This is a genomic window from Streptomyces sp. TAA040, assembly GCF_000424845.1.
The window spans coordinates 22,572-33,990 of the sequence record NZ_AUKR01000031.1 but is presented as its reverse complement, the minus strand read 5'-3'; the positions used below and the strand labels follow the sequence as shown (position 1 = coordinate 33,990).

At 73.8% G+C, this 11,419-nt stretch carries 8 protein-coding genes and 1 pseudogene; 5 read left to right on the top strand and 4 right to left on the bottom strand.

Features of this window, described 5'->3' with window-relative positions:
• Positions 1-207: pseudogene (locus tag H300_RS32660) on the bottom strand (ISL3 family transposase); the annotation flags it as partial.
• A gap of 237 nt (positions 208-444) precedes the next feature.
• Here H300_RS32660 and H300_RS28160 point away from each other — a divergent pair.
• Positions 445-627 carry a peptidoglycan-binding domain-containing protein gene (locus tag H300_RS28160; protein WP_051270244.1) on the top strand — a complete coding sequence of 61 codons (183 nt, stop codon included), beginning with the start codon at positions 445-447 and terminating at the stop codon, positions 625-627.
• On the opposite strand, the gene H300_RS28155 is transcribed toward H300_RS28160, so the two are convergent.
• On the bottom strand, positions 615-2,015 hold the full coding sequence (locus tag H300_RS28155) for a vanadium-dependent haloperoxidase (protein WP_051270243.1): 1,401 nt from the start codon (positions 2,013-2,015) through the stop codon (positions 615-617). The two genes, H300_RS28160 and H300_RS28155, sit on opposite strands and share 13 nt — an antisense overlap.
• Before the next feature lie 96 nt (positions 2,016-2,111).
• Positions 2,112-2,792, bottom strand: coding sequence for an MOSC domain-containing protein (locus H300_RS0120275; protein ID WP_028428875.1), 681 nt, complete (start codon positions 2,790-2,792; stop codon positions 2,112-2,114).
• Positions 2,793-2,899: 107 nt separating this feature from the next.
• On the opposite strand from H300_RS0120275, the gene H300_RS0120270 reads away from it, so the two are divergent.
• Both H300_RS0120270 and H300_RS0120265 read left to right on the top strand, forming a co-directional pair.
• Positions 2,900-3,661: an aminoglycoside adenylyltransferase family protein gene (locus H300_RS0120270; RefSeq protein WP_028428874.1), complete on the top strand. Its 762-nt coding sequence runs from the start codon at positions 2,900-2,902 to the stop codon at positions 3,659-3,661.
• A gap of 514 nt (positions 3,662-4,175) precedes the next feature.
• The gene (locus tag H300_RS0120265) at positions 4,176-5,252 is read left to right on the top strand and encodes a S1 family peptidase (protein ID WP_106966888.1); all 1,077 of its coding nucleotides are present in this window, start codon (positions 4,176-4,178) and stop codon (positions 5,250-5,252) included.
• A 194-nt stretch (positions 5,253-5,446) separates the two neighbouring features.
• Here H300_RS0120265 and H300_RS0120260 read toward each other — a convergent pair whose 3' ends face one another.
• Positions 5,447-6,487: an aspartate-semialdehyde dehydrogenase gene (locus tag H300_RS0120260; protein ID WP_028428872.1), complete on the bottom strand. Its 1,041-nt coding sequence runs from the start codon at positions 6,485-6,487 to the stop codon at positions 5,447-5,449.
• A 289-nt stretch (positions 6,488-6,776) separates the two neighbouring features.
• Between H300_RS0120260 and H300_RS0120255 the strand changes: the two genes are divergently transcribed.
• Positions 6,777-10,241, top strand: a complete 3,465-nt coding sequence (locus tag H300_RS0120255) for a DNA polymerase III subunit alpha (protein WP_028428871.1) — start codon at positions 6,777-6,779, stop codon at positions 10,239-10,241.
• On the top strand, positions 10,238-11,314 hold the full coding sequence (locus H300_RS0120250; RefSeq protein ID WP_078516172.1) for a DinB/UmuC family translesion DNA polymerase: 1,077 nt from the start codon (positions 10,238-10,240) through the stop codon (positions 11,312-11,314). The genes H300_RS0120255 and H300_RS0120250 overlap by 4 nt, the downstream gene beginning before the upstream one ends.
• Positions 11,315-11,419 lie beyond the last annotated feature (105 nt).

The following is an 11,419-nucleotide window of genomic DNA, read 5'->3' as shown; positions in this document are numbered from 1 at the left end:
GCCGTGGTCGAGGTCGCGCCACCGGCGTCGGCCCCGGCCCGCGTCGAACCAGACGGCCGGCCGTCGGCACCGGCCGCACCGCTGCCGACGGCGGGCATCGGGCCGTACCGACACGACCACACACTGTTCGTTCTCATCGATCCGGACGCCCTCGACCACGGTGTTCTCCGCCGTCAGGGTCCGCTTCCATATGCTGAAGAGGGACACGCCGTTTTCCTGCTTGATCAAACTTGAGCTCAGACACCTCAAGGATCACAGGAAGCGGCGTGTTTCCCATATCGGCCCAGGCCACGGCACCCACACATACGGCAGGAGAGCCCTTTTTTGCCTGGAAAGGGTGAGTCTGTTCGCCAGTGACACGTATGGCACCGACCCGCCGAGGAAACGAGGACACATGTTCCTTCGTGCCAGAACCGCCGTCACCCTTTCCAGTACAGCACCCGGGTGCACGAGATCCCGTGCCTGCTGAACAACCTCCGGGGGTACGAGGCGAGGACCGAGGACGGCCTCTACGGCGAGAACACCCGGTCCGCGGTCCGGGAGTTCCAGCAGGACGTGGGGCTCGCCGTCGACGGCATCGTCGGCCCCCACGCCTGGCGCGTGCTCCGTATCGGCTACCAGAAGTAAGCTCGCGGCTGCGTGCGCGGTGGCGCGGTTCGGTCCAGGGCGTTGCTGAAGACGTGGGCGGCCACCCGGTCGCCCACCGACAGGCCCTGCTCCGCGTCCGAGCGGAAGTGCACCCCCAGGTAGACGCGGCTCTCCGCGTTCTCCCGTGCCACCTGGCTGTAGGAGTCGAACGAGCGGACCGCCCCGTCGGCGAGCGGGTCGACCGTCGTGGCCTCCAGCGCGAACTCGAAGTCGTCGCTCCCCGTCCAGCGCTTCATGATTCCGGCCCAGGCGGCCGCGTAGGTCGCGTGCCCGGAGAGGTAGGCGGGGAGCGGCGGTGAGAACCGCTCGCCGTCGAGATCCGGCGACAGCGGCTCCCGGCCGGCGTCCGCGACGGTGGCCGGGATGCCGTCCGTGTCGGCCTGCTGGATCGCCGTCTCCGGTCGCCACCGGTCGACCTCCGTCAGGTACTTGGCGTCCCAGGCGGCGACACCGGCGTCGGCGACGGCGATCGCCATCAGGGCGTACAACCTGGCCGTCTCGTACGAGTCCGCTCCGGGCCAACGGGCCTCCACGATGTGGTTGGTGGGGGCGTACAGCTGCCCGGGCGCCTTGCAGGTGCCCTCCAGGTCGTTGGCCCAGAAGTGCGCGATCTCGGTCTGCTCCTCGGTGCGCCGGGTCTCGCCGGCGTCCGCGCCGCCGAAGTCCTTGACCTCGTCGAACTCCTCCGCGTACTGCGCGCTGTCCAGGGCCGGCGGCAGCGGCGGGCGGAACTGGGATCCGTACCCGATGCCGAACGGTTTCACCCGCCCCCAGTGCGGGGTGAGCGGCGGCACCCGCGGGCTGGTGGACCGCCAGTCGCCCGGCTGGTCCCCGAACCGGTACGGGGTGTCGATCGAGGAGGCGTCCCGCTCCCGCAGGAACGCCATCGCCCTGGAGGTCTTCTCGCCGAGGTCCTTGCCGACGGCGAACTCCGCCGGGGTCGCGGGTGAGGGGAGGTCGAGCGCCTCCTCGAACTCGTCGGAGTAGTCCACGCTCGGCAGGGCCTCGCTCAGCACGCCGTACGCGGCGTGGTCGATCGCCACTTCCAGCGCCGCCTCCTGGCCCTGCGCCGAGGTCGGCTGGGTCAGGTACGGCTCGCCGATCGTCCGGATGGAGTTGACGGCGTCGTAGTTCGCACCGTTCATCATCGCGCCGGCCCCGGCCAGCGCTCCCGGGCCCGCCTCCTCGTTCGGCAGTTCCCGGAAGCTCTCGACCAGTACCTGGTTCCCGTACAGGACGTGGTCCGTCTCCGCCGTTGATGCGGCGGCTGTGCCGGGCAGTGCCGCGACGCTCGCGCCGCTGCTCAGCAGCAGCGCTCCGGCCAGCGGTGCCCGGACGCCCGGTCTGGTGATCTTCCCCCGTGTCATGTGAGTGACTCCCGCGTGAATGAAGTCTCGCGCGCCGGCCGGTCAAACCGGCGCACTGCGGGATCGGCGGTGCTGCCGTTCGCCGCGGCGGGCGAGTCACCCCCGCGGGGGCGGGGCCGCCGGAGTGCGCGCGGGAGTGCGGCGGAGGGCTCGCGCCCGGAGCTCCTCGGGCAGCGCTTCCGCCACCGTCAGCCGGGGGAGCAGCTCGGGTTCCAGGGTGACCGCGCGGAAGGTGAGGGCGACCGTCACCTCGTGATCCGGTCGGTGTACGACCTCCACCCGGTCGCCCGTCCGGACCTCGCCGGGGGTGACCACCCGCAGGTAGGCACCCGGGCGGGCCGCCCGGGTGAACCGCTTGATCCAGCCGTCCCGCTCCAGCCACCCCTGGAACGTCGCGCACGGGACCCGCGGACCCGACACCTCCAGGACGGCCTCCGAGCCGATCCGCCAGCGTTCGCCGATCAACGCGCCGTTGACCTCGACCCCCCGGGTGGTCAGGTTCTCGCCGAACACCCCGTTGACCAGCGGTCGGCCGAACTCCTCCTGCCAGGTGTCGAGGTCCTCGCGGGCGCAGGCGTACACGGCCTGGTCGGCGCCGCCGTGGTGCCGGACGTCGTACACCCGGTCGCCGGCGAGTCCGACGGCGCCGGTGCCCTCGGACTCCGGCGCGGTGACGGCGACGGGGCCGTCGACCGGCCGCTTGTCGATGCCCGTCAGCGCCGACTCCTTCCACGGATTGGTGCGGGGTCGGCCGATGTTGACTGAGAGCAGTTCCACGAAGCAGAGCGTACGGACCCTCCGCACGCCGGTCGACAGGTTTTCCGCGCCCCCGGGCGTTCGGGAGCGCACGCGAAAGGGGGTGAGCGGTGCCCGACACTGGTGCGATGACCCAGCTTCAGCAGGCGGTCGGGCTCGTCCGCGGCGTCCTGGGGGCGGACCTCCTGGGCGCCTACCTCCACGGCTCCGCCGTCCTCGGCGGGCTGGCCCCGGCCAGCGACCTGGACATCCTGGCCGTCGCGCGGCGGAGCCCGGACGAGCGCGGGCGCCGGGCGCTCGTCGAGGGGCTGCTGGAGATCTCCGGCCTCACTCCCGCCGTCCGGCCGGTCGAGCTCACCGTGGTCGTCCGGTCCGACGTCCGCCCCTGGCGGTACCCGCCGGTCGGGGACTTCCTCTTCGGCGAATGGCTGCGGCAGGACCTCGGAACGGGGAGCGTCCCGCAGCCCGGCCCCATGCCCGATCTGGCGCTGGTGCTCACGATGGTCCTGGCGGGCGACCGCCCCCTCGCCGGTCCGCCTCCCGTGCGCCTCCTGGACCCGGTGCCGCGCGCCGACCTCGTCCGGGCGAGTGCGGAGGGCCTGCCCGAACTCCTCGGCGGACTGGCCGAGGACACCCGCAACGTCCTGCTCACCCTCGCACGCGTCTGGAGCACCCTCGCCACCGGCGGGATCCGGAGCAAGGACGCCGCCGCCGACTGGGCTCTCGCCCGCCTCCCCGCCGAACACCGCCCCGTCCTGGAGCACGCCAGGGACCTGTACCTCACCTGCCACTACCAGGACGAGTCCTGGGGCGAGGAGTTGAAGGCCTCCGTGCGTCCGTACGTGGACGAGGTGCTCACCCGCATCGACCGCCTGCGCCGCCGGACGTGAACCCGCCACCGTGCCCGGTCCTCCGGCGCACGGGAGGTTCGGGGTGGTGCGGACTCGGCCTCACGGCCGGAGCACCCGGCCGCGCCGCTCGGGAGCGGGCTCCGGCCGGCCGGCTTTGCTGTCGGCGGTCCGCAACGGGGCGGGAGGCTCCCGACAGGGCCCGATTCCGAGAAGGGGCCTTCGGTGCGTACCCGGTGCGACCTTTCGGTCGTCGGTTTTCAGACAGGAGTAGACCTCACCCCGGGGTGGCCCCTCCTTGCTCGCGGTTGCCCGGGAGGCGGTAAGGCAGGCTCTACGTGCGGAAACCGCCGAATCTTCAACCGAGGGAACCTCAGGGGCCGTTTCTCCGTCCACGGCCGGAAATCGTCCTTGTGTGCGGAAGGACGCGCTGGGAATACTCGGCGGCGTTGCTTGGCATGGACGCGCTTATCGTCGTGTTGGGCATGTCCCTGCACGAGCAACCTCCGGAGCCTGCCACCTGGCGCGGTTCCCTCCCCCCACTGGAGGTAGCAAGTTGACTGACCGACGGATATCCAAGCGCCGGATGGCCCTCGCCGGCGCGGGCGTCACCGCCCTGGTCGCCGGCACCTTCACCATGGCCACGGCCGACGCATCCGAGGAGTCCGCCCCCACAGCGGAGATCCTCACCTCCGCCGCGGCGGGCGAGCTCGCCGACACCCTCCTCGCCGACCTCGGCAGCGAGACGGGCGGCAGCTACTACGACGCCGAGACCAAGAAGCTCGTCGTCAACGTGGTCGACGGCGCCAAGGCCGAGCAGGTCCGGGCAGCCGGCGCCGAGGCCAAGGTCGTCGAGCACAGCACGGCCCGACTGAAGTCGGTGAAGAAGAGCCTGGGCGACTCGGCCGTCCCCGGCACCTCGCGCGCCGTCGACCCGGTCACCAACAAGGTCGTGGTCACCGCGGACAGCACGGTCGAGGGCGCCGAGCTCACCGAGCTGAAGAAGGAGGTCGCCGCGCAGGACGGCAAAGCCGTGCTGAAGCGGGCGGCCGGCGAGTTCCAGCCGTTCGCCGCGGGTGGCGACGCCATTTACAGCTCCGGCGCGCGCTGCTCGCTGGGCTTCAACGTGGTCAAGGACGGCCAGCCGTACTTCCTGACCGCCGGTCACTGCGGCAGCCCGGGCAGCAGCTGGTCGGAGTCCTCCGGCGGGACCCCGGTCGCGGAGATGGAAGCGGGCACCTTCCCCGGTGCGGACCACGCGCTGGTGAAGTACACCGGCGGTGCGGACCACCCGAGCGAGGTGAACCTCTACAACGGCAGCGCACAGCAGATCTCCGGTGCCCGGGAGGCCTCGGTCGGCGAGCAGGTGCAGCGCAGCGGCAGCACCACCCAGCTGCACGACGGCGTCGTCCAGGCGCTGGACGTCTCGGTCACCTACCCGCAGGGCACGGTCAACGGGCTGATCCAGACCGACGTCTGCGCCGAGCCCGGTGACAGCGGCGGCTCGATGTTCGCCGGCAGCGACGCGCTGGGCATCACCTCGGGCGGCAGCGGCGACTGCTCCAGCGGCGGCCAGACCTTCTTCCAGCCGGTGACCGACGCGCTGGCGGAGTACGGCGCGCAGATCGGCTGACCCGCCCCTCCCCGGGGCGGCCCTCTCCCGGGCACGGACCCGCTGAACGGCGGGTCCGTGCCCGGGTGGTCCGTGACGGGGCACGCCCCGTACGGTGGTTCCTCCTCCACGGCGAAGCCCCCGGCACCGCACCAGGTGCCGGGGGCTTCGCCGCGGGCCGGTCCGCCGAAGAGGGCGGCGGCCGGCGGTGTGCCTCAGTCCTCGCTGCCGCGCAGTTCGGCCGCGACCAGCTCCGCGATCTGCACCGCGTTGAGCGCCGCGCCCTTGCGGAGGTTGTCGTTGGACAGGAAGAGGGCGATGCCGTGCTCGACGGTCTCGTCCGACCGGATCCGGCCGACGTAGCTGGCGTCCTCGCCCGCAGCCTGGAGCGGCGTGGGGATGTCGGACAGCGCCACCCCCGGCGCCCCGGCGAGCAGCTCGCGGGCGCGGGCCGGGCTGAGGGGCCGCGCGAAGCGGGCGTTCACCTGGAGCGAGTGCCCACTGAAGACCGGTACACGGACGCAGGTGCCGGAGACCTTGAGCTCCGGGATGTCCAGGATCTTGCGGCTCTCGTTGCGGAGCTTCTGCTCCTCGTCGGTCTCGTCCGTGCCGTCGTCCGCGAGTGAGCCGGCCAGCGGCAGCACGTTGAACGCGATCGGCCGCTTGAACTTGTCCGGAGCCGGGAAGTCGATCGCCGCACCGTCGAAGGTGAGCCGGCTCGCGTCGGACTCCACGGCCTTGCGGGCCTGGCCGTCCAGCTCGGCCACTCCGGCGAGACCGCTGCCGGAGACCGCCTGGTAGGTGGCGACGACGAGGGCGGTGAGACCGGCCTCGTCGTGCAGCGGGCGGAGCACCGGCATGGCCGCCATGGTGGTGCAGTTGGGGTTCGCGATGATCCCCCTGGGCCGGTCGGTGGCCGCCTGCGGGTTGACCTCCGAGACCACCAGCGGCACCTCGGGGTCCAGGCGCCAGGCGGAGGAGTTGTCGATCACGACCGGGCCGGCCGCGGCGACCTTCGGGGCCAGTGCCTTCGAGGTGGCGCCGCCCGCGGAGAAGAGCACGATGTCCAGGCCGGACCAGTCGGCGGTCTCCGCGTCCTCGACGGTGACCTCGCCGTCCTTCCAGGGCAGCGTCCGGCCGGCCGACCGGGCGGACGCGAACAGCCGCAGCTCCTCCACGGGGAAGTTCCGCTCGGCCAGAATGCCGCGCATCACGCCGCCGACCTGACCCGTGGCTCCGACGATGCCGATCCTCATGGGGCTCCTTCACATCTGTGCTCGGTCCGTGCTTGTGTCCCGGTGACGCCCCCTACCCTGCCCTGCGCACGGTACGGGCGGCCAATCCTTTGACATCGGTCACACTCCGCCGCCGCCCGCCGTGCCGTGTCCCGGTCCGGAGCGCCGTTCGGGCCGTGTCCGGGGCGGTGGCAGCGGTGACCTGCGGTTCCAGTGTTCGAACGGGTATTCGATATTTGGTTTATGGTGGGGATCGAGAGACGGACGAGTCGGAACCGGCAGGGGGTGGCCGAGTGGCAAGGAGATGCGCATGGGTGGTTTTACGCATCTGCACGCCGTGTCGGGGTTCTCCTCGCGCTACGGCGCCTCGCACCCCGAGCGCCTGGTCGAGCGGGCCGCCGAGCGCGGCATGGACACGCTCGCTCTGACCGACCGGGACACCCTCGCCGGTGCGATGCGGTTCGGTGCGGCGTGCGAGCGGACCGGGGTGCGGGCCCTCTACGGGGTGGAGCTCGCGGTCGCCGAGCCGCCGCAGCCGGTCCGCGGCGGACCGGCCCGCCGCCGCACCCCGGCCAGGGGCGGCGCCTTCGTCGACGAGCCGGCGCAGCGCGTGGTGTTCCTGGCCCGGGACGGCGCCGCGGGCTGGGCGGAGCTGTGCCGACTGGTGACCGCCGCCCACGCGGCCGGGGGTGAGCGTCCGCTGCTGGAGTGGGAGCAGCTCCCCGCGGCAGGGGTGACCGTCCTCCTCGGTCCGCAGTCCGACGTCGGGCAGGCGCTCGCGGCCGGGCGGCCCGACCGGGCGGCCCGGCTGCTGACCCGCTGGCGGGAGGTCTTCGGGGGCGCGCTGCGGCTGGAGGCGGTGGCGTCGGCCCCGCTGCGGGAGGCCGCCCGGGCGTTGGGCCTGGCCGCCGAGCAGCGCGTCACGCCGGTGCTCAGCAACGCGGTGCGGTACGCCGACCCGGGGCAGGGACCGCTGGCGGACGTGCTGGACGCGGCCAGGCGGCTCGTGCCCATCGACCCGCGCCGGGGTGTGGACGGCGGTGGGCGCTGGCTGAAGGGTCCGGCGGAGATGGCCGACGCCGCCGAGCGGATCACGGACGCCGCCGGGTTCGGGCGCGGTGCCGGCCGGCTGCTGCTGGCCCGCACCGAGGAGACGGCTGAGGCGTGCCGGGTGGACTCCGGCGACGACCTGGGGGTCGGCACCGCGCACTTCCCCGAGTCCCACCTGGCGGGCGCCGGGCGCCGGACGGTCGAGCGGGTGCTGCGCTCCCGCTGTGCGGCCGGCATGGTCGCCCGGCGCTACGATCGCGACCCCGCGCGCTGGGACCGGCTGGAGAACGAGCTTCGGGTGATCGAGGGCCACGGGTTCGCCTCGTACTTCCTGACCGTCGCCCAGGTGGTGGACGACGTGCGGGGCCTGGGCATCCGGGTCGCCGCCCGCGGTTCGGGCGCGGGCTCGCTGGTCAACCACCTGCTGGGGATCGCGGCCGCCGACCCGGTGCGGCACGGCCTGATGATGGAACGTTTCCTCTCGGTGAGCCGCAAGGAACTGCCGGATATCGACATCGACGTCGAGTCCGCCCGGCGGCTGGAGGTGTACCGGGCGATCTTCGACCGGTTCGGCGCGGACCGGGTGGCGACCGTCGCCATGCCCGAGACCTACCGGGTCCGGCACGCCGTCCGGGACGTCGGTGCGGCGCTGGGGATGGATCCGGACGAGGTCGACCGGCTGGCCAAGGCGTTCCCGCACATCAGGGCCCGGGACGCGCGCAGCGCGCTGGCGGAACTGCCCGAGTTGCGGGGGATCGGCGCGGAGCGGCACGGGTCCCGGATGTGGGACCTCGTCGAGGGACTGGACGGCCTGGTGCGCGGGGTCGCCATGCACCCCTGCGGGGTGCTGCTCTCCGACGCCTCGCTGCGCCGCCGGACCCCGGTGGTGCCGACCAGCGGCGAGGGTTTCGCGATGTCCCAGTTCGACAAGGACGACGTCGAGCGGATGGGCCTGCTCAAGCTCGACGTGCTGGGGGTGCGGATGCAGTCCTCGATGGCGTACGCGGTGCGGGAGGTGGCACGGACCACCGGGCAGCGGATCGATCTGGACCGGGTGCCGGAGGACGACCCGGAGACCTACGGGCTGATCCGGTCCGCCGAGACCCTCGGCTGCTTCCAGATCGAGTCCCCCGGGCAGCGCGACCTGATCGGGCGGCTCCAGCCGCGGACCTTCCACGACCTGGTGGTGGACATCTCGCTGTTCCGCCCCGGGCCGGTGTCCGCCGACATGGTGCGGCCCTTCGTCGAGGCCAGGAACGGCCGCCGGCCCGTCCGCTACCCGCACCCGGACCTGGAACCGGTGCTGCGCGACACCTGCGGAGTGGTCGTCTTCCACGAGCAGATCATCGGCATGCTGGACACGATGACCGGGTGCGGGCGCTCCTTCGCGGACGAGACCCGCCGCGCTCTCGCCGCCGCCGAGCTCCAGCCGCGAATCCGGGCGTGGTTCGAGCGGGAGTCGGCGCGGCGCGGCTACGCGCCGGACGTGGTCTCCCGGGCCTGGGAGGTCGTCGAGGCGTTCGGCTCGTACGGCTTCTGCAAGGCGCACGCCGTCGCCTTCGCGGTGCCGACCTACCAGTCCGCCTGGCTCAAGACGCACCACCCGGCCGCCTTCTACGCCGGGCTGCTGGCCCACGACCCCGGGATGTACCCCAAGCGGCTGCTGCTCGCCGACGCCAGGCGGCGGGGGGTGCCCGTGCTGCCGCTGGACGTCAACCGGTCCGATGCCGGTTATCGAATCGAACTGGAGTCCGAATCGGGAGTCTGGGGCGTGCGGTTGGCGCTCGGCGAGGTGCGCGGCATCACCGAGGCCGACGCGGAGCGCATCGCCGCCGGCCGGCCGTACGCCTCGCTCGCCGACCTGCTGGACCGGGCCGCTCCGCCGCGCCCCGTCGCGGAGGCCCTCGCCCGGGTCGGCGCGCTCGACGCCTTCGGCGGCAACCGGCGCGACCTGCTGCTGCACATCGCCGAGCGGCACCGCGGGCAGCGCCGCGGCGCCCGCGGTGCCGAGCAACTGCCGCTCGCCGGCGGTACGGAGGCCCGTCCCGCCGGGCTGCCCGACCTCGACCGCGGGGAGCGGCTGGACGCCGAACTCGACGTGCTCGGCCTGGACGCCTCCCACCACCTGCTCAACGACCACCGCGAGTTCCTCGCCGAACTCGGGGTGCGCCCCGCGAAACGGCTGCGCGACGCCCGGCACGGCGACACCGTGCTGGTCGCCGGGGCCAAGGCGGCGACCCAGACCCCGCCGATCCGCTCCGGCCGTCGGGTCGTCTTCGCGACCCTGGACGACGGCACCGGCCTGGCCGACCTGGCCTTCTTCGAGGACAGCCACGCCGCCTGCGCGCACACCGTCTTCCACTCCTGGCTGCTGCTGGTGCGCGGCACGCTCCAGCGCCGCGGACCGCGCAGCCTCAGCGTGGTCGGCAGCGCCGCCTGGGACCTCGCCGAGCTGATCGAGCTGCGCCGCACCGGGGGCCTGGGCGCGGTGGCCGCCCGTCTCGCCGAGTCCCCGCAGCCCCTTGCACCGGGCCGCCCCGGCGGGCCGCCGGACGCCGGGGGCGCCGGAGCCGGGGTGGAGGAGCAGGCGGCGGAGACCGCCTCCCGCAGCATCCGGCTGGGCAACGGCTACGCACTGCACCCCTGGGCCGACCTCCGGCCGCCCGGCGGGTCCGCCAAGCACGGCCGCAGGCTGTGGCACTCCAGCCCCGGGAGCGCAGGATGACCGAGCCCTCCGCGTCCACCGGTCCTGTACCCACCGGTCCCGGCTCCGCCGTTGCCGCCGGGGGAGGCGCGTTCCCGTCCGGCGGCGCCACCGGGAACCCCGGGGTGCTCTGCGTCCGCTTCGACTGCTCTCCAGGGCAGTACCCCGACCTGCTGGAGCTGCTGGCCGATCTCACTCCCGTGGTGCAGGCGCTGCCGCCGGACGCGGCGCTGGCCGACCTGCGCGGAGCCCTGCGCTTCTTCGACCGCTCCGCCGCCCAGCTCGCCGACGTGCTGCGGGTCCGCGCGCTGGCCGGACTCGGTGTCGGCTGCACCGCCGGGGTCGCGGGCAACCCGTTGCTGGCGCGGATGGCGATGCAGCAGGGCCCGCAGGGCCTGGTCCTGACGGTGCCGGACGATCCGGTGTCGGCCGCCGCCTTCCTGCACGGGCTGCCGGTGGCGGCCCTGCACGGCGTGGGGCCGGCGACGGCCCGGACACTGGCCTCCTACGGCCTCACCACGGTGGACCGGCTGGCCGGAGCGCCGCTCGCCACTCTCCAGCGGCTCCTCGGCGCCAGGACCGCCCGCCGCCTGCACGAACGGGCCCGGGGCATCGACCCCGTGCCCGTGGTGCCGAGCGCGCCGGCCCGCTCCACTGCCGCCGAGCACCGGTTCGACCACCAGGAACTCGACGCCGGCCGACGCAGACGCGCCCTGCTGACCCTCGCCGACCGGCTCGGCCTCCGGATGCGCCACGACCGGCAGGTCGCCCGGGCGCTCACCCTGACCGTTCGCTACGCCGACCGCTCCACCACCACCCGGACCAGGGTCCTGCCGGAGCCCACCGCGCACACCCCGGCGCTGACGGACGCCGCGTACGCCCTGCACGACGCGCTCGGACTCCAGCGCGCCCGGGTCCGGGCGCTGACGCTGCGGGCCGAGGACCTCGGTGCGGCCTCGCTCTCGGCCCACCAGCTCTCCCTGGACCCGGGGGAGGAGCGGGCGCGCCGCGCGGAGGCCGCCGCCGACCGGGCCCGGGCCCGGTTCGGTGCCGGTGCCGTCCGCCCGGCCGGTGCCCTCCCCGGCGCCGCCTGAACGAGTCCGCCCGAGCCTCGCGTCCGCCCGCGCGTCCCGGCTCCTTCCGCGCATGCCACTCACGCCGTGCCGGCCCGTCCCGCGTGCCCCGTCGGGTGCCTCGTG

Coding starts and splice junctions, on each gene's coding strand:
- H300_RS28155 (WP_051270243.1), bottom strand. CDS start 2,015: ATGACACGGGGGAAGATCACCAGACCGGGCGTCCGGGCACCGCTGGCC.
- H300_RS0120270 (WP_028428874.1), top strand. CDS start 2,900: ATGACCCAGCTTCAGCAGGCGGTCGGGCTCGTCCGCGGCGTCCTGGGG.
- H300_RS0120260 (WP_028428872.1), bottom strand. CDS start 6,487: ATGAGGATCGGCATCGTCGGAGCCACGGGTCAGGTCGGCGGCGTGATG.
- H300_RS0120255 (WP_028428871.1), top strand. CDS start 6,777: ATGGGTGGTTTTACGCATCTGCACGCCGTGTCGGGGTTCTCCTCGCGC.
- H300_RS0120250 (WP_078516172.1), top strand. CDS start 10,238: ATGACCGAGCCCTCCGCGTCCACCGGTCCTGTACCCACCGGTCCCGGC.